Source organism: Halomonas sp. EF61 (genome assembly GCF_040147045.1).
Lineage (GTDB): Bacteria > Pseudomonadota > Gammaproteobacteria > Pseudomonadales > Halomonadaceae > Halomonas > Halomonas litopenaei.
This window is the reverse complement of sequence record NZ_JAMSHM010000002.1, coordinates 1275479-1296922: the sequence shown is the minus strand read 5'-3', so window position 1 is coordinate 1296922 and position 21444 is coordinate 1275479. Positions and strand designations below refer to the sequence as shown.

The 21444-nt window shown below is 59.3% G+C and carries 20 protein-coding genes, 1 tRNA gene and 3 pseudogenes; 11 read left to right on the top strand and 13 right to left on the bottom strand.

Annotation, left to right across the window (positions count from 1 at the left end):
* Positions 1 to 71: 71 nt before the first annotated feature.
* The 7 genes from NFI08_RS14645 to NFI08_RS14615 form a co-directional block, all read right to left on the bottom strand.
* Positions 72 to 1127 carry a CNNM domain-containing protein gene (locus tag NFI08_RS14645; protein WP_222515670.1) on the bottom strand — a complete coding sequence of 352 codons (1056 nt, stop codon included), beginning with the start codon at positions 1125 to 1127 and terminating at the stop codon, positions 72 to 74.
* A gap of 245 nt (positions 1128 to 1372) precedes the next feature.
* Positions 1373 to 2296, bottom strand: a complete 924-nt coding sequence (gene secF, locus NFI08_RS14640; RefSeq protein ID WP_349590205.1) for a protein translocase subunit SecF — start codon at positions 2294 to 2296, stop codon at positions 1373 to 1375.
* 34 nt (positions 2297 to 2330) lie between these two features.
* Positions 2331 to 4181, bottom strand: coding sequence for a protein translocase subunit SecD (gene secD / locus NFI08_RS14635; protein ID WP_108131253.1), 1851 nt, complete (start codon positions 4179 to 4181; stop codon positions 2331 to 2333).
* Positions 4182 to 4366: 185 nt separating this feature from the next.
* The gene (gene yajC, locus NFI08_RS14630; RefSeq protein ID WP_045992761.1) at positions 4367 to 4705 is read right to left on the bottom strand and encodes a preprotein translocase subunit YajC; all 339 of its coding nucleotides are present in this window, start codon (positions 4703 to 4705) and stop codon (positions 4367 to 4369) included.
* A 66-nt stretch (positions 4706 to 4771) separates the two neighbouring features.
* On the bottom strand, positions 4772 to 5890 hold the full coding sequence (tgt, locus tag NFI08_RS14625; RefSeq protein ID WP_441319075.1) for a tRNA guanosine(34) transglycosylase Tgt: 1119 nt from the start codon (positions 5888 to 5890) through the stop codon (positions 4772 to 4774).
* Between the two features lie 105 nt (positions 5891 to 5995).
* Positions 5996 to 7024 (bottom strand): tRNA preQ1(34) S-adenosylmethionine ribosyltransferase-isomerase QueA, encoded by a 1029-nt coding sequence (queA, locus tag NFI08_RS14620; protein ID WP_124804912.1) that lies wholly within the window; start codon positions 7022 to 7024, stop codon positions 5996 to 5998.
* Positions 7025 to 7210: 186 nt separating this feature from the next.
* A complete protein-coding gene (locus NFI08_RS14615; RefSeq protein WP_045992764.1) occupies positions 7211 to 8665 on the bottom strand; it encodes an SLC13 family permease in 1455 nt (484 codons plus the stop codon).
* 344 nt (positions 8666 to 9009) lie between these two features.
* On the opposite strand from NFI08_RS14615, the gene NFI08_RS14610 reads away from it, so the two are divergent.
* Positions 9010 to 9096 (top strand) — tRNA-Leu (locus tag NFI08_RS14610).
* Positions 9097 to 9149: 53 nt separating this feature from the next.
* Here the strand turns inward: NFI08_RS14610 and NFI08_RS14605 are convergent.
* Together NFI08_RS14605 and NFI08_RS22900 are read right to left on the bottom strand one after the other, a co-directional pair.
* Entirely contained in the window at positions 9150 to 10166 is a 1017-nt protein-coding gene (locus NFI08_RS14605; RefSeq protein WP_124804910.1) for a tyrosine-type recombinase/integrase, read from the bottom strand.
* A gap of 44 nt (positions 10167 to 10210) precedes the next feature.
* Positions 10211 to 10354: pseudogene (locus NFI08_RS22900) on the bottom strand (helix-turn-helix domain-containing protein); the annotation flags it as partial.
* A 364-nt stretch (positions 10355 to 10718) separates the two neighbouring features.
* On the opposite strand from NFI08_RS22900, the gene NFI08_RS14600 reads away from it, so the two are divergent.
* On the top strand, positions 10719 to 11324 hold the full coding sequence (locus NFI08_RS14600; protein ID WP_124804908.1) for a hypothetical protein: 606 nt from the start codon (positions 10719 to 10721) through the stop codon (positions 11322 to 11324).
* A 157-nt stretch (positions 11325 to 11481) separates the two neighbouring features.
* Positions 11482 to 13128 carry a hypothetical protein gene (locus tag NFI08_RS14595; RefSeq protein WP_124804907.1) on the top strand — a complete coding sequence of 549 codons (1647 nt, stop codon included), beginning with the start codon at positions 11482 to 11484 and terminating at the stop codon, positions 13126 to 13128.
* A 110-nt stretch (positions 13129 to 13238) separates the two neighbouring features.
* Here the strand turns inward: NFI08_RS14595 and NFI08_RS22895 are convergent, their stop codons facing one another.
* The 3 genes from NFI08_RS22895 to NFI08_RS14585 all read right to left on the bottom strand — a co-directional run bounded on the left by NFI08_RS22895 (position 13239) and on the right by NFI08_RS14585 (position 15299).
* Positions 13239 to 13451, bottom strand: a complete 213-nt coding sequence (locus NFI08_RS22895; RefSeq protein ID WP_409360218.1) for a helix-turn-helix domain-containing protein — start codon at positions 13449 to 13451, stop codon at positions 13239 to 13241.
* A gap of 197 nt (positions 13452 to 13648) precedes the next feature.
* Positions 13649 to 14353, bottom strand: a complete 705-nt coding sequence (locus NFI08_RS14590; RefSeq protein WP_124804906.1) for a YagK/YfjJ domain-containing protein — start codon at positions 14351 to 14353, stop codon at positions 13649 to 13651.
* 736 nt (positions 14354 to 15089) lie between these two features.
* The gene (locus NFI08_RS14585) at positions 15090 to 15299 is read right to left on the bottom strand and encodes a hypothetical protein (protein ID WP_349590194.1); all 210 of its coding nucleotides are present in this window, start codon (positions 15297 to 15299) and stop codon (positions 15090 to 15092) included.
* A 125-nt stretch (positions 15300 to 15424) separates the two neighbouring features.
* On the opposite strand from NFI08_RS14585, the gene NFI08_RS14580 reads away from it, so the two are divergent.
* The 8 genes and pseudogenes from NFI08_RS14580 to istB form a co-directional block, all read left to right on the top strand.
* Complete coding sequence (locus tag NFI08_RS14580; protein WP_124804904.1) at positions 15425 to 16393, top strand: DUF932 domain-containing protein; 969 nt, start codon at positions 15425 to 15427, stop codon at positions 16391 to 16393.
* Between the two features lie 95 nt (positions 16394 to 16488).
* On the top strand, positions 16489 to 16674 hold the full coding sequence (locus NFI08_RS14575; RefSeq protein ID WP_124804903.1) for a hypothetical protein: 186 nt from the start codon (positions 16489 to 16491) through the stop codon (positions 16672 to 16674).
* Between the two features lie 11 nt (positions 16675 to 16685).
* The gene (locus NFI08_RS14570) at positions 16686 to 17423 is read left to right on the top strand and encodes an ERF family protein (RefSeq protein ID WP_124804902.1); all 738 of its coding nucleotides are present in this window, start codon (positions 16686 to 16688) and stop codon (positions 17421 to 17423) included.
* A 60-nt stretch (positions 17424 to 17483) separates the two neighbouring features.
* Positions 17484 to 18095, top strand: a complete 612-nt coding sequence (locus NFI08_RS14565) for a lambda exonuclease family protein (RefSeq protein ID WP_124804901.1) — start codon at positions 17484 to 17486, stop codon at positions 18093 to 18095.
* An 11-nt stretch (positions 18096 to 18106) separates the two neighbouring features.
* A complete protein-coding gene (radC, locus tag NFI08_RS14560; protein ID WP_124804900.1) occupies positions 18107 to 18604 on the top strand; it encodes a RadC family protein in 498 nt (165 codons plus the stop codon).
* Positions 18605 to 18904: 300 nt separating this feature from the next.
* On the top strand, positions 18905 to 19279 hold the full coding sequence (locus NFI08_RS14555) for a histone-like nucleoid-structuring protein, MvaT/MvaU family (protein ID WP_124805311.1): 375 nt from the start codon (positions 18905 to 18907) through the stop codon (positions 19277 to 19279).
* A 138-nt stretch (positions 19280 to 19417) separates the two neighbouring features.
* Positions 19418 to 19588, top strand: a pseudogene (locus NFI08_RS14550) (IS481 family transposase); the annotation flags it as partial.
* Positions 19578 to 20078 (top strand): annotated as a pseudogene (gene istB / locus NFI08_RS14545) (IS21-like element helper ATPase IstB); the annotation flags it as partial. The pseudogenes NFI08_RS14550 and istB, both read left to right, overlap by 11 nt.
* A 404-nt stretch (positions 20079 to 20482) precedes the next feature.
* Here the strand turns inward: istB and NFI08_RS14540 are convergent.
* Positions 20483 to 21388 carry a DMT family transporter gene (locus NFI08_RS14540; protein WP_124805310.1) on the bottom strand — a complete coding sequence of 302 codons (906 nt, stop codon included), beginning with the start codon at positions 21386 to 21388 and terminating at the stop codon, positions 20483 to 20485.
* Positions 21389 to 21444 lie beyond the last annotated feature (56 nt).

Sequence of the window (21444 nt, the reverse complement as noted above, 5' to 3'; positions counted from 1 at the left end):
GCTCGGGCAAAGGGGGAGCGTCGCCGTGCTACGTTGCGTTGCGTACTGGCGAACGCTCCCTGGCGCTGGGTTCAGGAACCCTGGCTGGCCGGGTCGCCGGAGTCTGTCTTGGCTGACCTGCCTTGTCGACGCTGGGTCCAGCGCTGCTTGGCGTACTTGCGCATATTGGTGACGTTGTCGGTCTCGTCGACGATATCCTGGCCGAGTACCGTCTCGATCACATCCTCCATGGTGATCAGGCCCACCCAGGTGCCATGGTCGTCATACACCACCGCCAGATGCTGACGATCCCTGAGCATCATGGTGAAGACGTGCTCGACGCTGTCGTCGGCCTGTACCGAGGGGGCGTCCTGCATGATCTCCTTCATGTCCACGGATTCATCCGCCTGGTAGGCGTCGGCCTTGTGCACATAGCCGATGGCCTGTTCGCCACCGTCCATCACCGGAAAGCGGGTGAACGGCGAGCGCACCAGTTCCTGTTCGAACTGGGCCACGGTCATCGATGGGCGCACCGTGACGCACACGGTTCTTGGCGTCATCACCTTGCTGATCTTGATCTCGTGAAGGTTGAGGATGTTGGTGATGGTTCTGGCTTCGTCCTGGTCCAGTGCCTTCTCGTCCAGGCCGATACGTGCCAGCGCCTTGATCTCGCCACGCATGTCGGTGTCGGCGGCATTGCCGCCGATGCGCTGGGTGATCTGTTCGGACATCCAGATGAATGGCTTGAGGAGCAGGATCAGGGTGTTGAGGATGGGCGGCAGCCAGGGCGACAGCTGGCGCCAGAAGGTGGCGCCGATGGTCTTGGGAATGATCTCCGAGAGGATCAGGATGGCCAGCGTCATCACCGCCGAGGCGACGCCCAGCCAGGCCTCGCCGAAGACCACCGCGACCTGGGCGCCGACGCCGGTGGCGCCAACGGTGTGGGCGATGGTGTTGAGCGTCAGGATAGCCGCCAGCGGGCGATCGATATCTCGCTTGAGGGCGTTCAGCTTCTTGTGCAGCGGCTCGTTGGTCTCCTGGACCTGGGCGATATAGCTCGGTGTCAGCGACAGGATGGCCGCTTCCAGTACCGAACACAGGAAGGAGGCGCCGATGGACAGTACGGCAAAGGCGATCAGCAGGAACATGCGGCCTCGTCACGTTTTAATGGGGTGGATGACAAGCATGAAAGGGGGCGCTGGCCAGGGCAAGTGACGGCGGGCATTTTCTGGAAGGAAACGACCTATCTCGCGTTGCTGCATGGTTTTCGAAGTGAACTGAGAGGCCGCCGACAGCGGTGCCGGCTCGCCGTGATCGTGCACCGACCTCGGAAAGCAAGAGGCCCCGCCGCGGATGATCCACGACGGGGCCTCGAGGGGCAGTTGCGGTGATATCAGGGCAGCTGCTCTTCCTCGGCGTCTTCCTTCTTCTCCGGGATCAGGTCGCGGCGCTGAAGCTTGAGCTGGATCAGCAGGGCCGCCGCCACGTAGATCGACGAGAAGGTACCCACGCCGATACCGATCAGCAGGGCCACCGAGAAGTTGTGGATCATGTCGCCACCGAGCCAGGCCAGCGCCAGCAGTACCAGCAGGGTGGTGCCGGAGGTCGCCAGGGTGCGGGACAGGGTCTGGTTGATCGCCTCGTTGAAGATCGCCGGCATGTCGTCGATACGCGACTTGCGGATATTCTCGCGGATACGGTCATAGACCACGATGGTGTCGTTGAGCGAGTAGCCGATCACCGCCAGCACGGCGGCCAGCACCGTCAGGTCGAACTCCATCTGGAACAGCGAGAAGGCGCCGACCACGATGATCACGTCATGGACCAGTGCCAGCAGTGCGCCGATGGCGAACTTGTACTGGAAGCGGAAGGCCACGTAGAGCATGACCACGCCGAGGGCGACGAGCATGCCGAGACCGCTCTGGTCACGCAGTTGACCGCCGACCTGGGCACCGACGAATTCGGCACGCACCAGGTCCACCTGGGCGCCGCCCTGGGCCAGCAGGCCCACGACCTGGTCGCCGACGTTGGCCTCGAAGGTCTGCTGCAGACGAATCAGCACCTCATTGGCGGCGCCGAAGGTCTGTACCGAGATGTCATTGAAGCCGGCTCCCTCGAGGGCGCCGCGCACGCTGTCCAGCGCCGGGGCGGTGGCGTAGCGGACTTCGACCAGGGTGCCGCCGGTGAAGTCGAGGCCCAGGGCCAGGCCCTGCACCACCAGCGACACCAGTGAGACCAGGATCAGGATCGCCGATATGGCAAAGGCGATCTTGCGCTGGCCCATGAAGTCGAGATTCAGGTTGGTGAGGCGTTTCATACCCTCTCCCCGTTGTGTGCAAGTGGACATGGGCTTAGATCCATAGCTTCTTCACCGGCTTGCCGCCGTAGATCAGATTGACCATGGCACGGGTCACCAGCAGGGCGGTGAACATCGAGGTCAGGATGCCCAGCGACAGGGTGACGGCGAAGCCCTTGACCGGGCCGGTACCGATGGAGAACAGGATCAATGCCACCAGCAGGGTGGTGATGTTGGCGTCGACGATGGAGCTGAAGGCGCGCTCGTAGCCGGCGTGGATCGCCTGCTGCACCGACAGTCCTGTGCGCAGCTCCTCACGAATACGCTCGAAGATCAGCACGTTGGCATCGACCGCCATGCCCAGCGTCAATACGATACCGGCGATACCAGGCAGCGTCAGGGTGGCGCCGAGCATCGACATGGCGGCGACCAGCAGGGTCAGGTTCAACGCCAGGGCGATGTTGGCGATGACGCCGAACACCTTGTAGCGGATCAACATGAACAGCACGACCAGCAGCAGGCCGATCTGTACCGAGAGCATGCCGCGCTCGATATTGTCGGCGCCGAGGCTCGGGCCGATGGTGCGTTCCTGGGCGAAGTAGATCGGTGCCGCCAGAGAACCGGAGCGCAGCAGCAGTGCCAGCTCGCCGGCTTCGGTGGGCGATTCCAGCCCGGTGATGCGGAAGCTGTTGCCCAGCGCGCTCTGGATGGTGGCCAGGCTGATGATGCCGCGTTCGGTGTAGGGATCACGCACGGTTACCTGCTCACCGTCCTCCATCACCGTACGGTCACGGGTCTTGTGCTCGATGAACACCACCGCCATGTTGCGACCGATGTTGGTGCGAGTGGCGCGGTTCATCAGGGTGCCGCCGGTGCCGTCCAGGTTGATGTTGACCTGGGGGCGACCGTTCTCGTCGAAGCCGCGGCTGGCGCTGGACACGCTGTCGCCGGTGATGATGACGTCGCGCATCAGGTCGGCGGTGCGTCCGGGCTCGTTGCGGAAGGACAGCGCCTCGGTCTCGTTGGACGGGGTGTCGGTGCGCGCCTCCAGGCGGAACTCCAGGTTGGCGGTGGCGCCGACGATACGCTTGGCGGCGGCGGTGTCCTGCACGCCGGGCAGCTCGACCACGATGCGATCCGGGCCCTGGCGCTGTACCAGCGGTTCGGCCACGCCGAGCTCGTTGACGCGGTTGCGCAGGGTGGTCAGGTTCTGGTTGATCGCGTAGTCCTGGATCTCGTCCACGGACGCGTCGGTCAGGGTCATCGCCAGGCTGGCGCCGCGTTCACGCTCGACGTCCTGGTACTGGAAGTCGGGGAACTCGCGGCGAATCAGCGTCTCGGCAGCGTCGCGGTCCTCGGCGTTCATGAAGTCCAGCGAGATGGTGCGGCCGTCGATCTCGGTGTTGCGGTAGCGGATGCGTTCTTCACGCAGGGTCTCGCGCATGGCGCTGGCGTTGACCTCGAGACGCTGATTGACCGCCGCTTCCATGTCCACTTCCAAAAGGAAGTGCACACCGCCACGCAGGTCCAGACCAAGGGTCATGGGCGAGGCCGCCAGCGAAGACAGCCACTCGGGGGTGGACTCTGCCAGGTTCAGCGCGACCACATAGTCATCGCCGAGCTGCTGGGCGATCAGGTCACGGGCGGGAATCTGGTCCTCGGCGTCGTTCAGCCGGATCAGCAGGCTGTTGGGCTCCTGTTCCACCGTCTTGACGTCGATGTCCGCCTCGGCCAGGGCCTGTTCGAGGCTCTGCTGCTGGGACTGGCTGAAACTCAGCTCGCCACGATCACTGCTGATCTGGACCGCTGGGTCTTCGGGAAACAGATTGGGAAGGGAGTAGACCAGGCCGACAAGAAGTACCACCAGGATCAGCAGGTACTTCCATAAAGGGTAACGATTGAGCATCGGGGCTCTGCCCTCAGGTTGCTGACAAATAAGGGAAAGCCGGGGGCGCTCGAGAGGTGCTCCGGGGACTTTCCAAAGCGAAGGGTGCGGCTGCCTCGCCAACGCGCGACAGCCGACCGATCGGCTCCCCCCGCGTCAGCATGGGGCCCCCTTCGGCGCACAGGGCCGAAGGGGAATGACACCAATCAGATGGACTTGATAGTGCCCTTGGGCAGCACGGCGGCCACGGCGTTCTTCTGCACGCTGACTTCGGTGCCTTCGCTGATTTCCATGGCGAGGAACTCGCTGTCGTCGCTGACCCGGGTGATGCGGCCCATCAGACCACCGCCGATGACGATCTCGTCACCCTTGGACAGGCCAGCGATCAGCTGCTTGTGCTGCTTGGCGCGCTTGGCCTGGGGACGCCACAGCAGGAAGTAGAAGATCAGCACGAAGCCGACCAGCATCACGATTTGGGCGATACCACCACCGGCGGCAGCGCCAGCATCCTGGGCCAGGGCCGGGGAGATGAAGAAGTCCAACATGTACGACGGTCTCCTGAAGTCGTGGGGAAAAGGGAGTCAGACGGCCGGCGGCTGCCGACCGGGTCATCAATTCGGGGCGGGGGGAACCGGCAGGCCACGCCTGGCATAGAACCCTTCCACGAAGTCAGCCAATGTACCCGCTTCGATAGCACCGCGCAAACCGGCCATGACACGCTGATAGTGACGCAGATTATGGATCGTGTTGAGCATCGATCCGAGCATCTCGCCGCAGCGGTCCAGGTGGTGCAGATAGCCCCGCGAGAAGTTCTGACAGGTGTAGCAGTCACAGTCATCTTCCAGCGGGCGGGTGTCGTGACGATGCTTGGCGTTGCGGATCTTGACCGTGCCCTCGGCGGTGAACAGGTGGCCGTTGCGGGCGTTGCGGGTGGGCATCACACAGTCGAACATGTCGACCCCGCGGCGTACCCCTTCGACCAGATCCTCGGGCTTGCCGACGCCCATCAGATAGCGCGGCTTGTCCGCCGGCATCCACTCGGGCAGATAGTCGAGCACCTTGATCATCTCTTCCTTGGGCTCGCCCACCGACAGCCCGCCGATGGCGTAGCCATCGAAGCCGATGTCGCCGAGGCCCTTGAGCGAAGCCTCACGCAGATCCGGGTACATGCCGCCCTGGATAATGCCGAACAGCGCCGACGGTGAGTCGCCGTGGGCATCGCGGGAGCGCTGGGCCCAGCGCAGCGACATCTCCATCGAACGGCGCGCCTCGTCGTGGGTCGCGGGGTAAGGGGTGCACTCGTCGAAGATCATGACGATGTCGGAGCCCAGCGAGCGCTGCACCGCCATCGACTCTTCCGGTCCCATGAACACCTTGGAGCCGTCCACCGGCGAGCGGAAGTGCACGCCCTGCTCGGTGATCTTGCGCGTCTCGCCCAGCGAGAACACCTGGAAGCCGCCGGAGTCGGTGAGGATCGGCTTGTGCCACTGGGCGAAGTCGTGCAGGTCGCCGTGGGCCTCGATGACCTCGGTGCCGGGGCGCAGCCACAGGTGAAAGGTGTTGCCGAGGATGATCTCGGCGCCGATCTCTTCCACCGAGGCCGGGGTCATGCCCTTGACCGTGCCGTAGGTGCCCACCGGCATGAAGGTCGGGGTCTCGATAGTGCCGCGGGGAAAGGTGATGCGACCTCGGCGGGCCCGGCCGTCCTCGGCCAGCTTGTCGAAGCGCATGAAGCATTGCTCGCGCATGGGTCTCTCCGTGCCCCTTGGGGGCGTTGATTCGAGCCTGACGACGGTGGACCGCTCGGCCGAGCAGCCACCGCCTGGCAAATAGGGTCAGCGTGCCGGCGTCAGCAGCATGGCGTCGCCGTAGCTGAAGAAGGCGTAGCGTTCCTTTACCGCCTCGCGGTAAGCCTTCATCACGGTGTCGTAGCCGGAGAAGGAAGACACCAGCATCAGCAGGGTCGATTCCGGCAGATGGAAGTTGGTGATCAGGGCGTCCACGCAGCGCCACTCGTAGCCCGGGTAGATAAAGATGTCGGTGTCGCCGGAGAAGGGCGCGATCTCGCCCGACTGGCTGGCGGTCTCCAGGCAGCGCACGCTGGTGGTGCCGACGGCGATGACCTTGTTGCCGCGAGCCTTGGCCGCGCGCACCTGGGCGCAGGCCTGGTCACCCACCTCGATCCATTCGCTGTGCATGTGGTGCTCCTGGATATTGTCGACGCGCACCGGCTGGAAGGTACCGGCGCCCACGTGCAGGGTCACGTAGGCGGACTCGACGCCTCGCTCGGCCAGCCGCTCGAGCAGCGGCTCGTCGAAGTGCAGACCGGCGGTCGGCGCGGCCACCGCCCCGTCGCGGCGGGCGTAGACGGTCTGGTAGCGCTCGCGGTCGGACAGCTCGTCGTCCCGGGTGATATACGGCGGCAGCGGCATATGGCCGTGGCGCTCCAGCAGCGCGATCATCGGAGTATCGCCGAGAAAGCGCAGCTCGAACAGGGCGTCGCGGCGGCCTTCGACCACTGCCTGGATGCCGCCCTCGAAGTGAAGCTCGGTGCCGGGCTTGGGTGACTTGCTCGAACGCAGATGGACCAGCCCCCGATGGGCGTCCAGCGGCCGTTCGAGCAGCATTTCCACCTTGCCGCCGCTGGCCTTGTGGCCGTGCAGGCGGGCGGGGATCACGCGGGTGTCGTTGAACACCAGCAGGTCGCCGGGCTCGAGCAACTGCTCAAGGTCCGGAAAGCGGCGGTGGTCGAGGTGTCCGCTGGCGCCGTCGACGCACAGCAGGCGGCAGTCGCTGCGAACGTCGGACGGGTAACGGGCGATCAGCTCTTCAGGGAGCTCGAAATGAAAGTCGGCGCGCTGCATGGGAATTCGCAAGTCGTCAGGCGGGATGAAGGATGCCAAAGGCGCACAAGGATACCGTTTCCTGACCGCCACGTCAGGAAACGGCGTCGATCTTCTGTCACGACCACGCCATGGGCGTCAGCCCGTGTCGGCCATCCGCGAAGTGAGCAGCGCAGTCGGGTCGACGACCAGGGGCCATCGGGGTGGCTACCACAGCAGCAGGATCAGACCGTAGGCCATCAGCGTCACCACCACTGTACTGATCAGGTTGAGGGCAAAGCCGGCACGAATCATCGACTGGATCTTCATGTGACCGGTGCCGAAGACGATGGCGTTGGGCGGTGTGGCCACCGGCATCATGAAGGCGCAGCTGGCGGCGATGGCGGCCGGCACGGTGATCAGCATCACCGGCAGATCCAGCGACAGCGCCAGGGCGCCGAGCAGCGGCAGGAAGGCCGCCGCGGTGGCGGTGTTGGATGTCACCTCGGTGAGGAAGATGATGACCAGCACCACGCCGCCGATGATCGCCAGCACCGGCAGGGCACCGAGGATCGACAGCTGGTTGGCGATCCACTCGGCCAGCCCCGACTTGCTGATTGCGCCGGCCAGCGCCAGGCCGCCGCCGAACAGCAGAAGGATGCCCCAGGGCAGCTTCACCGCGTCTTCCCACACCATCAGCGCCTCGCCGGAACGACGGCCGGAAGGAATCAGGAACAGCGCCATGCCGGCGACGATGGCGATGGTGGTGTCGGACAACCAGGAGGCGCCCATGTCATTGAGCAGCGGGCGCAGGATCCACAGCGCCGCCGCGGCCAGAAACAGCAGGCCGACACGGCGTTCGGCGGCACTCATCGGGCCCATCTCGGCGAGCTGGTCCTTGATCAGGTTGTCGCTTTCACCCTTGCCGACCTTCAGCGAGAAGCCGCCGCGGGACAGCCACCACCAGGTCAGCGACATCATCACCACACTGATCGGTACCCCGACCAGCATCCACTGGGCGAAGCCCAGGTCGATGCCGCGGTCATCGGCCAGATAGCCGGCCAGCAGGGCGTTGGGCGGCGTGCCGATCAGGGTCGCCACACCACCGATGCTGGCCGAATAGGCGATGCCCAGCAGCAGCGCGGTGGCAAAGCGGCGCAGCTCATCAGGGTCGGAATCCTCGAGCAGGCTCAGCACAGAGATGCCGATGGGCAGCATCATGATCGAGGTGGCGGTGTTGGACACCCACATGCTGAGAAAGCCGGTGGCGATCATGAACCCGGCGATCTGGCGCTTGGGCTCGCTGCCGACGACCTTCAGCACGTGCAGGGCGATACGCTTGTGCAGGTTCCAGGTCTGCATCGCGATACCGAGCAGGAAGCCGCCGAGGAACAGATAGATGATCGGGTTGGCGTAGCTGGCCGCGACTTCCTTGATGCTGCCGATGCCCACCGCCGGAGCCAGCACCAGGGGGATCAGCGAGGTCACCGGGATCGGGATCGCCTCGGTGGACCACCAGCTGGCCATCAGCAGTGCCATGCCGACGCAGCCCCAGGCGGCCTGGGACATGTCGCCGGGCGGGGGCAGCACCAGGGTGGCGATCAACAACAGCGGACCCAGCACCAGCCCGATGCGGCTGGCGATGGACGGATGGGGAACGGCTTCATTGCGAGTGTCAGCCATGGGCGACTCCATTCTGGGCTGGACGCGGGTCTCGTTGACCAGGGGCTTGGTTGACCTGGGGCAGGCGGAGCGCAGTCTACCAAGGTCTAACCCGAGCGGGCGAGCGTCAAGACATGGAGGAATGACCCACCTGCCGCCAGGGTGCCGAAACCGACGGCCGGTGGGGCTTTGGCTGACAACGGCCGAGGCCGATCCCAGGTCGGTGCTCGGCCGGATGCGGTGGGTGCCGCGCCCGACAGGGGCGGGAGTCGCCCCGACAACGGCGCCATCGGCCCCGACAGGCGCCACCGAGCGGCTCAGGGGAATTGACCTCTGGCGCCACCCACGTATAATCCTCGCCCGTTGCCGGTGTGGCGGAATTGGTAGACGCAGCGGATTCAAAATCCGCCGGGTGCAAGCCCTTGTCGGTTCGAGTCCGACCGCCGGTACCACTTGAAAAACAGTCGCTTACGAGCGGCTGTTTGTGTTTCTACCCTCCCTCTTTCTAGTGCGTGGTCGCAGTTTGGTCGCAGAAGGCCCCGCTCAAGCTCGGCAGGCGGGAGCCGATATCGTCCAGACCCGCATCGAAAATGTGCGAGTAGCGGCTGGTGACGATCAGGCTGGAATGCCCAAGCAGATCGCGCACCGTGGTCATGCTCTCGCCGGCCTGGGCCAGCATGCTGGCATAGCTGTGGCGCAAGTCGTGAAAGCGCAGATCGGGCCGTCCCACGGATTGGCGAGCATGTTCCCACACCGTTCGCAGCCGATGATAGGTCGTAGCGAACGGTAGCTCCTCCAGCCATGCTCGGGCATCCTTCGGCACCGGCACCACCCTGGCCTTGCCGCTCTTCGTCTGGTCTGGTCGCAGCAGAATGCGACCACCTTGGACGTTCTGAGGGTCCAGAGCCAGCAGTTCGCCCTGGCGGAGCCCGGTGAGCGCCGCCAGGGCGATCACCCGCTTCTCGACAATCGAGTGATCGGGAATGGCTTGCAGAAGCTGACTCACCTGCTCGATGGTCAGGTACACATGCCGTTCGTTCTTCGGCATCTTCTTTCTGATCTTGTCGCCCAAGGGACGATCCAGCCATCCCCATTCCCGATAGGCAAGGTTCAGCACCCGCTTGACCACCTGCAGATGATTGTTGATGGTGCTCTGAGCACGTCCTTGCTTGCGGAGGTCGCGGGCCATCTCGCGGGCCTTGTCGACGCTGTCCATGCCGAGCAGTACCCGGTCGCCCATGTAGCGAGCCACAGGGCGGATAGCCTTCGCCTGACTGGCCACGTCGTACTCGTCGATCCATCGCTCGAGCCCCTCGATAAAGGTGCGCCGCGGTTGGCGCCCCATAGCCTCACCCTGGAAAGCCGCTTCGTTCAGCTCTGCCTGGCGCTTCGCTGCGTACTCGCGCGCCTGGCGCTCCCCCTCTCGATTCCCCGCAAACGTTCGTTGATATCGGTGACCGTGGTACGTTTCTGTGACCACCCACCGGTTCCTTTTTTCCCTGTATCTGACTGTGATTCCCATGTGTCGCGTACCTCAGGCTGAGGGCCGCGCTTGCAGCTCTCAGCGTACCTCTCCACTGCGCTCCGCTCAAAGCGAACAGCTGTGCCGATCTGGACGAAGCCGATGCGGTGCTTGTTGCCGTACACCCAGCTCGGGCTCATGCCCAGCCATTCAGCGACCTGATCCGGGCGCAGTAACCCTTTAGTCATACGTGCCCCCTCACTAGGTTGCTCAATGGGCTGTTGCTGTCGACGGCAAAGCCATGGGATTGGCTATCTTGGCCGCATCACGCGGGCAATTGTGGACGGCGAATTTCCCAGAATTTGACGTCACACTCTCCCCACCATGACTCCCCACCGTGACCACCGGGGATGACGGGGCTTGGAAAGCCCTGCGTGTGCTGCCAGCGGTGGAGCGTGCTTATTGAGCTGCCGTACCTCCGGTAGAGCTGGCGTGTATTGACGTATGCTTCGGCTCTCATGGTGAGTCTCCTGACTCCAGGTGTTGCCACAAAAGGTATCTATCGGATACTATTGAGACATCATAGAGGGCTTTGCGGAGGAGTCAAGCGGCATGTACGAGACGACGAGATTGGCCATCGGGCTTCGTATGGCGAGGGCAGCGGTGCAACTGACGCAGAATGCGTTGGCGGCCGAGCTAGGGGTTACAAAAATTGTTGTCGCGCGCAATGAAAAGCCCGACATGGCTATGCGTGCAGACACCCTCGTCAGGTTGATCTACGTCTTGCGGCAAAGGGGAGTAGAGCTGGATGTATTTAGCACGCTTGATAGCGTAAGGCTCTATATGACAGGGGGAGAGCTTGATGCAGCGGCCATGCGAATTTCTCGCGCAGCACTTAGCATGAACCAGCAAGGCTTTGCTGACTGCATCGGGTTGACTAAAGCCATCGTCACCCGCGGTGAAAGGCCGGGAGTCACCATGCGTTCAGATACATGGCATACCTTCAAGGTGAAAGTGAAGGAGCTAGGCATAGTGGTTGATTGGGTGCCAATGGTTGCTGACCTTACTGTTGTAGTGAATAGGCCAGCAATTGAAAGGATCGAAGCTATACAGCAAGGTAGCCTGCTTCCAGGTGAGCCAGGAAAGGAACTTATACCTACAAGCTTGGAAGATAAGATCAAAAGTAAAAACTGGCAGGAAAAGCATCGAATAAAATAATTATGGGCTTGTAGGTTTGTTTGGTGCGTGATTTTAGTTGGTCGATATGGTCCATCTTCCGGGACTGAAAGATCTGATGATTGCACAAGGAGCTCTTTGCTCGAGCTTAAGTATCGCAGGCTAGCATGGTTAGCCTATGTTGTTATGAGGGGGGGCTGTGGATAGAAATAATGGTGTTTATTCTTACACCTCTGAGATAGGTGGGTGCAGGGCTACCTCGTCTACTAGGCAAAGGCTAACTGAGGGTCAAGTACATGAAGTAACAGGAGCTACAGGTCAGGTTAGCTGTGCCCAGCTTCAGCCACAAGGTAGCCAACTTCCTCGACGCAATCGCAAGGATCGCAAGGTAGAAGCGATCTATGGGTTGCTGCGGGAATATTTTTATAAAGGTATCACGCCACGAGGCACCTCATTATTAGTCAACCGTGAAACATTGCAATCTACTCCTTTAGAGGCGAAACAGCTGGTGAGTACCGTTCAGAGCATTGCATATCACGCTTCTGGACTTGCAGTTAATAAAGGTGATATAGAGCAAGCGCTTGGGGTTATCGAGGGTGATGCACCAGAAGTTCAAAACCTGCGTGCAACTATAGGGCTGACGGTATGTGGTGACCAGGGCCAGGTATTCTTGTTAACACCTGTTGGCGTTATTGAAATCCAGCCAAGCGGTGGATACTTTCGCCCCGACAATATCGCCGGGGCGATAGGGTATGTTCGTTTGAAAAACGGTAAGCCTCCGTGCTATCAGGCAGTTTTTGGGGAAGTGCAACTCCAGCCATTGCTGTGGATTTTGGGCCAGCTAAATGTGCCTAATGATAGCCGATTATTGGTGGCCGCTTGGCTTGTAACTAGCCTTCATCCGGAGGCCGATAATGTACTGCTGGAGATCGTTGGGGAGCGGCGTAGTGGTAAAAGCTCTTTGCAAACTATTTTGAAGCATTTGATTGATCCAAGCTTTGAGTATTTGGTGGTGGACACACCCACTACCTCTAGGCAAGTCGATGTGCTTGGAAGGCGAGATAACGTTATTAGCTTAGATAAGGTCGATGGTCTGAGCCAAAAAGTTCAGAGTGCGCTCCTGACACTGCTCGAGGGTAAATTAACTGATATTAGTACGTCAAAGAAGGAGAGGGATACAAATGTCATGCTTTCTCATCCGGTTTTGTTGAACAGTGCTGAAAGTGTTGTCACTTGGTCCGATTTGGCAGATCGCAGTGTCCTTGTTCAGCTACCTCGAATCGAAAATATTAAAGAGAATTACTTTAATCAAGTGAGTCACCACGTGAATTTCGCTTTTGCAAGCTTGGTGAAGTTGTTGGGGTACGTTCATAGCCGCTGGAAATCTATCAACCCGACATCATGCCCAGCTGGTATGATTGATTTTTACCGCATTGGCATTAGTGTGGCTGAAGCCCTTGGTTCCAGTGCCGAAGATTTTGATTATCAGGTTCAGGCGAGCATGAAACGCCGGTTTGCATTAGAGCTCTCTGAGCATCCTGTCGCCGTTGCTGTGAGGGACTTGCTAGGCGCTTCCGGCGAGGACTGCCTAGATATACCCGTAGGGCAGTTTCTTGTTAGGCTGAATGACTACCGTCCTGATCACACTGAGGATAAGGATTGGCCGCGTAGCCCTCGTCATTTGGGAGCTAAACTGGATAGCTGTGGTGCCCTGATGGAAGCGCATGGTGTGCGCGTAGGCCCGCCCGTGCGAAAGGGTAAGCATGGAGTTTTTCATCGCAGGATCGAGAAATGCCCCTCGCAGCTATACCACCAGTGGAACGCTACTCCCGTGAGTAGTATCTAGCAGGATACAGGCGTGATGCGCGCCTGTAGGCAGGATGTCTGGATGTCTTGAATTATTTTTCGCCATAATAACCATGTTTTTGCGCTATTCAGTGGCGTTTCCTCGGCATGTCATCCAGTTGTCTTGTTCCGGTGCATGTCCACCCACCGGCGGATTAGCGTCGTGCCCGGTGCTTTCGGCATTCGCCGGAACTGAAGCCATTCTTCCAATGTTCGATGCGGCACACCAACCTCCTTAGCCATTTGGGCTTGAGTGATCCCTCGCAGCTTTCGCAAGGCAGCAGCATCACGGATTAGTCGGCGCTTTGGTTCATTCTGCTCCATGGCGGCTAGCCGTGCATGATCAGGGTCTAATGATTCCGGCTGGTAGACCTGTGATTGGGTATGAGGTGGCGTGTTTGAACCACCAGTATTGCTTATCGACGCGGTAGGGTGTTGCCAAGGGTATCGTGTCATGAGGGCTCTCCTGCATATCAAAAGGAAAGGCCCGTCAAAGCGGGCCTATACAAGGGATATGTGTCTTATTTCTGGCTCGTCATCAGGCCGTGGTGCCTTTCACCAAAATGCTTGGTATGAGCTTTACAGAGATAGCTGCTACGTCGGAAGGCGTCGGGTAGTAGGTGATAGTCTAGGCTGGGTTCAAGATAATATTGCCTTACACCTTTGCGATTAAAGCCGAACTGAACCCCATCCACAGCTTCCTCGTCGGTCGTCTTCAAAGCACTGGCCCATGCGCCTACTATCAACCAGAACGGGTTGTCTTCTTCTGACTCCATGGCGCCAATGTGGCGAAAGGCATGACCATTGAGTAGAAGCATGACGTGATAGTGAAGCCCTTGGTTCTTATCTCCAATTTCACGGGCGATGATGTAGCGAACTGGGCACTTGTGTGGGCTACGTTTACGGTGAAGGTTAGCTTTAATCTTGGCTTCTAACGAATCTAGGAAAAGGCGAATCACGCCGTTTCCACCTGCATTTTGAGGAAGAGGGACTTGCGCTGGTACCTTTAGATCAAAGCGTACTACTAGAACCTTGCTATGTGCATGCAATGCATTATCAAATACCTTATAAGCTCGGTCGAGATAACTTGTGATCAAAGGCCCGTCCTTGGTGAGCACGGGTAGCGTGACATTTTCTTTTGGAGAGTATTCCTGGCTGTAATGCAGAATGTGATTGCGGTTTTGTTTTAGGCGCTTCGGTTGTTTCAGAAGCTTGGGCTGTTTCATGAAGTTGGCTCCGTTAACTGTAAGAAGCGAGTCTCGTTGACTCGCCAGTATTGCCACGTGCAGGGGAGCAGCTAAGGAACGACGGTAAGTGCTATCAATAACCAATATGTGCGCTTGCTTCACGCTCTACTCGGTCAGCTATTTGAGCATTGATGCGGATAACGGTTGGCGTTACGACAGGGTTGGTGTTTTAGCACCACCCAGTCTCACTAGTGTGCTCAATGATGGTGTTATAAATACACCATTGAATAATCTCATCCAGTAGCTCTAAAGCAGTAGGTATATATTAACGTTTACCTAATTATCGATATCCGGTTATGCTTCGGTACCGCTGACACTTTTATCGATTATGTTAAGCGCTGCCTAGCGTTTTTTGTCCCATTAGTGCTCCCGCAAAAAATGAACTCGTGGCATCAGATAACTAGGCCGTGTAAAGAATTACATCACCCCATTCTAGCTACTCCGGCGTTTGCCGTCGCAGGCCTTATTTCCCCACTTTTTTACGTTGCTGCCGTATACATACTATGTACACACCGCGCGTCACGTTCTCATTAGATTGAAAAAAATCTCAACCACACACTACCTCCATGAAACCCCAGACGATTGGGTTATCAATCATCATCATGGAGGTACTCCCATGCCCACATGCTGTCCAAGCTGTGGCTCTCATCACGTCATCACTCGACATCATGGCCGCAAGGTATGCGGCATTACCGGAGCTGCTGCCGGTACGGCGTCAGGATCGGCAGGAGCGCTCAGTGGTGCCAAGACCGGTGCCCTCGTAGGGGCGATGGCCGGCCCTGTTGGTATCACCATTGGCAGCCTCACCGGCGCCGTCCTGGGCGGCCTGATTGGCTGTGCCGCTGGCGGCGTCACCGGGGCACGCCTCGGTGCGCAGCTTGACGACAAGATGCTCGACAACCATCAGTGCCGCGATTGCGGCCACACCTTCCGCCCCGAGGCGGACTGACCTCGTTCTCAACCCTTTCTCTCAATCCTCACGAGCATGGCCCGCTGCCCTTGGGTGGCGGGCTGCTATGCCGTGATCTCGACAATCAAGGAGCAATACTCATGGCACATCAGATCGAACAGATGGCTTACGTCGGCGACACCCCCTGGCACGGACTGGGGCAGCAGCTGTCACGCCATCAGCCGCTGGAGGTGTGGCGGCAACAGGCCGGCATGGACTGGCACATTGACGAATCCCCGGTACGCTTCATCGCCGATGGCGCGGGGCACCTGGGCAGCATCCACTCTTTCCCGGAGCAGAAGGTGCTCTACCGCTCGGATACCCGGGCACCGCTGTCGGTGGTCTCCCAGCGCTACAAGGTGGTGCAGCCCGAGGAGGTGCTGGAGTTCTACCGGGATCTCACGGAATACGCTGGCTACGAATTGGAGACGGCCGGCGTGCTCAAGGGTGGTCGCAAGTTCTGGGCGTTGGCGAAAAGTGGTCTGGGCGGGGCCTTGAAGGGCCAGGACCAGGTCAACGACTACCTGCTGCTGGCCACGTCCTGCGATGGCTCCCTGGCCACCGTCGCCACCCCGACGTCAGTGCGCGTGGTCTGCAACAACACCCTGACCATTGCGGTGGACGGCACCTCTCAGGGTGTGAAGGTGCCGCACAGCACCGAATTCCGTCCTCAGCTGGTCAAACAGCAGCTGGGGATCTCCGTGTCGCAGTGGGACGACTTCATGTATCGCCTGAAGACCCTGGCCGAGCGCAAGGTCAGCCAGGAAGAAGCGAGGACCTACTTTCAGTCGGTGATCTGCAACGCCGAGGCCCCGCTGGAGGATCCGTCCAAGCTGCCCAACGTCCGCGCCCTCAATCGCGTCCAGAAGCTCTACCAGGGCGATGGACGCGGCTCTCAGCTGTGCACCGCGCAAGGCACCGCCTGGGGCCTGCTCAACGCGGTCACCGAGTACGTGGACCACGAGAAGCGCGCTCGCAGCAACGACTACCGCATGGACTCCGCGTGGTTCGGCCAGGGCGCCGGTCTCAAGGACAAGGCGCTGGAATCCGCTCTTGAGCTGGTGGCCTGAACGGCGTCCTGCGTCCTCCCACCCCCGTCTTTCCCTCACCACGGCATAGCGCCCGGCCCATCAAAGGCCGGGCGTTTTTGTTTATGGAGGTACCGATGCAACCACCCATGACATTCGAGATCTGCCATGCCCTGACCCAGCTGACGCGTCAGCTGCTGGAGGCCGGCGAGCAATCGATCGAAACCCACGTGCTGGCCAAGGGCCAGGTCTATCGCGTGGCCCTGTCCCTGGAGCCGGTCCCGACCGAGGAGCTCCCTGACGTCATCCAACGCTATCGATAACGGAGGCCATCATGGCAACCCCCATTCATCCCAAGACCGCCGATCAGGCACCGGTCGCCCACGCCACCCAGGACAGCACCGCGATCATCCAGGTGATCGAGCGGGCGGCCCTCAATCCCGAGGTCGACATCGACAAGATGGAACGCCTGCTGCAGATGCAGGAGCGGGTGCTCGACCGCCAGGCGCTGATGGCCTACAGCGCCGCCATGGCGGCCATGCAGACCGAACTGCCGAGCATCGCCGAGCGTGGCAAGACCAACAACGGGCACTACGCCACCCTGGAGGACATCGTCGATACCGTGCGGCCGATCATGAAGAAGCACGGCTTCGCGGTGAGTTTTCGGATCCAGACCCAGGAGCGCGGCATCCAGGTCACCGGCGTGCTGATGCACCAGGACGGCCACCGCGAGGAGACCAGCATGCTACTGCCGGCCGACACCAGCGGCAGCAAGAACGCAGTGCAGGCCTTCGGTTCCTCGACCAGCTACGGCAAGCGCTACGTGCTCTGCGCCCTGCTCAACATCACCACCCGCGGACAGGACGACAACGGCCATGCCGCCGCCCCGGTGAAACTCGTCACACCTTTCCAGGCGGGACAGATCCGGCAGCTGATAGTCGCCTGTCCACAGGCCACTCAGGAGTGGTTCGTCGGCAAGTACGGCGAGCCCGAGCAGGTGCCACGCAGCGACTTCGACAGGCTACGCGCCTCTCTGCAAAAGCGAGCACTGACCAACCGCCAACGTCACTGACCGGTCAGCGAGGGGGCAACCCCTCGCCGCCTATGCCGCCTCATCGAGAAGGAGATCGTCATGCAGATCCTGACACTGGAACAGGGCACGCCCGAGTGGCATGCCGCCCGCCTCGGCATCATCACCATGTCCGAGCTGAAGACACTGCTGGTCAAGGGCAAGGGGCCGGACGGCTTCGGTGCCGGCGCTTTGAGCTATATGCACCAGCTGATCGGCGAGCGCATCACCGGTGAGCCGTCCGATGCCTTCCCGGGTAATGCTCACACTCATCGTGGCCACGAACTGGAGCCGGTAGCCCGCGAGCTCTACCACGAGGCCACCGGCCTGCCCCGACTGGAGCAGGTCGGCATCATCCTCAACCACGGAGTGGGCTACTCACCGGATTGCCTGGTGGACAGCAACGGCCTGGTGGAGATCAAGACCAAGCTACCCAAGTACCAGATCGAGCTGCTGCTCGAGGGAGAGCTGCCCCAGGAGCATGTCGCCCAGTGCCAGGGCGGCCTGTGGGTCAGTGAGCGAGAGTGGATCGACTTCGTCAGCTACTGGCCGGGGATGCCGCTGTTCGTGAAGCGTGCCTACCGGGACGAAGCGATGATCCGCACCATCGCCGAGCGCGTCGCGGCGTTCTACGAAGAACTGGAGCGCCGCATGGCGCTGGTAATGGCCGCCTGAGGAGAACGATCATGAACCACCGCAAGCTCAAGGCCGGTGAAGTCGCCGGTACCTATGACATCACCACGCCGATCACCGAGGCCGAGTTGGTCAGCAGCGCCCAGGCCTTCGCCAGACGGCTTCTGGCCCGAGGCCGTAAACTCACCCGGCCGGACCTGGTGTTCGACTACCTGCAGGTGCTCTTCCAGGGCTACGAGCACGAGGTGTTCAGTGCCCTGTTCCTCGACACCCAGCATCGCCTCATCCACTTCGAGACGCTGTTCCGAGGCACCATCGACTCGGCCAGCGTCTACCCGAGGGAAGTGGTCAAGCGTGCCCTGACGCATAACGCCGCGGCGGTGATCTTCGTTCACAACCACCCCTCGGGTGACCCCGAGCCCAGGGACGCCGACCGGCGCATCCCCCAGCGCCTGAAGGAAGCGCTGGGCCTGGTGGAGATCCGCGTCGTCGACCACATCGTGGTCGGGAGCGAGGGATGCCAGTCCTTTGCGGAGCTCGGGTACATCTAGGCGTTATCCAGCTTTACGGCCTACAACCCGGTGCTGCCCTCAAGGGCAGCACCGGTATCTCAAGCCATCTTTTTTGTTTCGAGAGCTGCTTCCAGGAAACCGGCGACCGGCTGTTCCGCGGTGGTAACGAGTTCTATGGTGGAGTCAGCAAGTACTGGTTAAGTCAGCCAGAACTATCTGCCAAGGGCAACCAGAAGATGACAACGGAGATACCTCTACAACATTGTCAATCCTCTACTGATTGAACTACGTGATAGTTGCCCCCATAATCGACGCCAACGTAACCAGAGGAGTCAGCCCATGTCATTTCTCAATACCTATCTTCAGAAAGAACAGCAGCTCAAGCAGCTTCAGGAAGAGCTGAAGAAGATGGAGAACGATGAGCGCCTCAAGACCGAGCTGGACTTCAAGAACCATCTCGAGAATCTGATGCGCGAATTCGACAAGTCCGCCGCCGAGGTCATCAAGCTGCTGGATCCAACCCAGAGCACCAGCAAAAGCTCTAGCGGCAACACTGGCTCAGGTCGCGCCAAGCGCAAGCTGAAGATCTATAAGAACCCCAACACCGGTGAAGTCGTCGAAACCCGTGGCGGAAACCAGAAAACGCTGAAGGCATGGAAGGATGAGCACGGTGCGGAAACAGTCGAGGGCTGGTTGGTGAGGACAGAAGACTAACCAGCTTATGTCCTGCCTTCCAAAAAAGTGGCAGGCAGGGCAGCTTTCGGCCCGAAGCAGATGTTCATAACATACTGATATAACGCCTAATATCACCGGTCATGAAACCGGAGCGACCCGGCGCTATACCTCAGGCGAGATCTGGAGCAGACGCTCAAACGCTACGCTTGGCTGTACAATCACCACATCCCTCAGAAGGCGCTGCATCATCAATCACCGATTGCAGCGATGAAGGAATGGCAGGCCAAGCGGCCGGAGTTATTCACCAAGTGGGTAGTCAATCACACGGGACCCGACAGTCGAGCGTAGCGAAAACGTCGTTCTGCTCGGCCCACCGGGCGTGGGAAAGACCCACCTCGCCGTGGCATTAGCCGTGAAAGCCGCCGAAGCCGGTCACCGCGTGCTGTTCATGACCCTGGACCGGCTGCTCAGCACCCTGGTGCGAGCACGGCAGGAGAACCGTCTCGACCGGCAACTTCAGCAGCTGACCTACCCGAAGGTGCAGGTCCTGGACGAGATCGGCTACCTGCCGATGACGCGAGAGGAAGCCAGCCTGTTCTTCCGGCTGATCAATCGGCGCTACGAGCGAGCCAGTACCATCGTGACCTCGAACAAGTCGTTCATGGACTGGGGCGAGATCTTCGGTGACCAAGTCATCGCCACCGCGATCCTAGACCGGCTGCTCCACCATTCCACCACGCTGAACATCAAAGGCGAGAGTTACCGACTGAAGGACAAGCGACGAGCCAGCCTGGTGGCCACACCCACCAAAAAAGTACGCGCTATCACACGGCCTTGAAACTGTACCGATGAAAGAACACTGATAAAAATAGAACAATCTGAATTGATGAACTGGAGGTGCGCAGGCGACTGCATGGCCGCCGCCCTATAAAATGGCCTTGTTGAGCGTTTCTTGCGCTCCTTGAAGTAGAAGTGGGATTTGCTTTGTGGCTTCGAGTATCTGGAAAATCTTGGGTCGTTATTGACTTCTTGAAATGGTTCTATAATCCAGGATGTCGATATCTGGCTCTCGGTTATATAGCTATTTAAGCTCCTCCGGCACTAGCCGGGAAAGGTGTGAAAAGTCAGAGGGGGTTACACTGCCAAAATCATTATTAAAAAATGGATGGTGGGGTATTATTATATTGCTTTCTGATTGTGGTGAGGAGGTGATTGGCCATTTCCTCACCACAAAGTTTCTCACTATTGAGCTATGCCGTAAATGGTGCTTAAGCATATCCCAACAAAGCTGCTAAAAGTTCCAAAAACTATCCAAAGGTTAAAAAATTCATCTTTTCGAATGAGTAAGTATGAGATTAAAAGGGAGAATAATGGTGTTGTGGCTGCTAGGGGGGCTACGATCACTAAGTTTCCACTTTTTAAAGCTAGAATGAGGAGGATTGGCCCAAAGCTGGAAAGAATCCCAGCAATTGTCAATATGTTTAAATCTTTTCGGTCGCAAGCCCTAAATATGTTTTTGTTTTTTGGGAGTATGAATAGTGAGGCAATGAGCCAGGAAGTAATAGTTGTTATCGCTGCTGCGATGATTGGATCAGTGTCCGAAGTAACGCCTGCTTTCCTAAGTGCAATAGAGGATCCATACGAGACTGATGCGGCTAACGGGTAAATAAGAGATATGTTTACTATCCTCGTGCTTGCCACGCTGCTAGAAACAGAGGAGCTTTGCAAACCAATTATAATGCTACCAGTAAGTACAAGGAAGGCTCCTGCCAGACCTAGGAGGGTTGTTTCTTCACCCATAAATAATAGTGCTAGCATTATTGAAATAAGTGGGTGCGTTAGGGTTAGCGGGGTTGTGATGTTTGCACCTAATTTTGCCATTCCTAAGAATTGGAAAAATCGTCCTAGAAGAGGAGCGAATATTCCCGCGAGGATGAAGTGCCACCAGTCCAAAATTTGAAATCCATGGAAGTCGATCCTCAATAATCCCCAAAACCCTAATACAAGAGTGTTTATGCTTAAGGTCAACCATAAAGCTGCAGTGGAAGATGTGTTCTTAGTTCCTGCTTTAACCAATACAAAAGTTAAGGCAAACATAAGGGAGGATAGAAGTGAATATGTTACAGATAGCGTGGTCCCGCTGAACATGGAAAAGCTTTCCTTTAGTTGTACGATTTGATTGCTGTATCAATGCGGACATTATG

Excerpts from the sequence above, each read along its gene's own strand:
- NFI08_RS14645 (WP_222515670.1), bottom strand. The coding sequence starts at position 1,127 with ATGTTCCTGCTGATCGCCTTTGCCGTACTGTCCATCGGCGCCTCCTTC.
- secF (WP_349590205.1), bottom strand. The coding sequence starts at position 2,296 with ATGAAACGCCTCACCAACCTGAATCTCGACTTCATGGGCCAGCGCAAG.
- secD (WP_108131253.1), bottom strand. The coding sequence starts at position 4,181 with ATGCTCAATCGTTACCCTTTATGGAAGTACCTGCTGATCCTGGTGGTA.
- yajC (WP_045992761.1), bottom strand. The coding sequence starts at position 4,705 with ATGTTGGACTTCTTCATCTCCCCGGCCCTGGCCCAGGATGCTGGCGCT.
- tgt (WP_441319075.1), bottom strand. The coding sequence starts at position 5,890 with ATGCGCTTCGACAAGCTGGCCGAGGACGGCCGGGCCCGCCGAGGTCGC.
- queA (WP_124804912.1), bottom strand. The coding sequence starts at position 7,024 with ATGCAGCGCGCCGACTTTCATTTCGAGCTCCCTGAAGAGCTGATCGCC.
- NFI08_RS14615 (WP_045992764.1), bottom strand. The coding sequence starts at position 8,665 with ATGGCTGACACTCGCAATGAAGCCGTTCCCCATCCGTCCATCGCCAGC.
- NFI08_RS14605 (WP_124804910.1), bottom strand. The coding sequence starts at position 10,166 with ATGGGAATCACAGTCAGATACAGGGAAAAAAGGAACCGGTGGGTGGTC.
- NFI08_RS14600 (WP_124804908.1), top strand. The coding sequence starts at position 10,719 with ATGTACGAGACGACGAGATTGGCCATCGGGCTTCGTATGGCGAGGGCA.
- NFI08_RS22895 (WP_409360218.1), bottom strand. The coding sequence starts at position 13,451 with ATGGAGCAGAATGAACCAAAGCGCCGACTAATCCGTGATGCTGCTGCC.
- NFI08_RS14590 (WP_124804906.1), bottom strand. The coding sequence starts at position 14,353 with ATGAAACAGCCCAAGCTTCTGAAACAACCGAAGCGCCTAAAACAAAAC.
- NFI08_RS14580 (WP_124804904.1), top strand. The coding sequence starts at position 15,425 with ATGGCACATCAGATCGAACAGATGGCTTACGTCGGCGACACCCCCTGG.
- NFI08_RS14575 (WP_124804903.1), top strand. The coding sequence starts at position 16,489 with ATGCAACCACCCATGACATTCGAGATCTGCCATGCCCTGACCCAGCTG.
- NFI08_RS14570 (WP_124804902.1), top strand. The coding sequence starts at position 16,686 with ATGGCAACCCCCATTCATCCCAAGACCGCCGATCAGGCACCGGTCGCC.
- NFI08_RS14565 (WP_124804901.1), top strand. The coding sequence starts at position 17,484 with ATGCAGATCCTGACACTGGAACAGGGCACGCCCGAGTGGCATGCCGCC.
- radC (WP_124804900.1), top strand. The coding sequence starts at position 18,107 with ATGAACCACCGCAAGCTCAAGGCCGGTGAAGTCGCCGGTACCTATGAC.
- NFI08_RS14555 (WP_124805311.1), top strand. The coding sequence starts at position 18,905 with ATGTCATTTCTCAATACCTATCTTCAGAAAGAACAGCAGCTCAAGCAG.
- NFI08_RS14540 (WP_124805310.1), bottom strand. The coding sequence starts at position 21,388 with ATGTTCAGCGGGACCACGCTATCTGTAACATATTCACTTCTATCCTCC.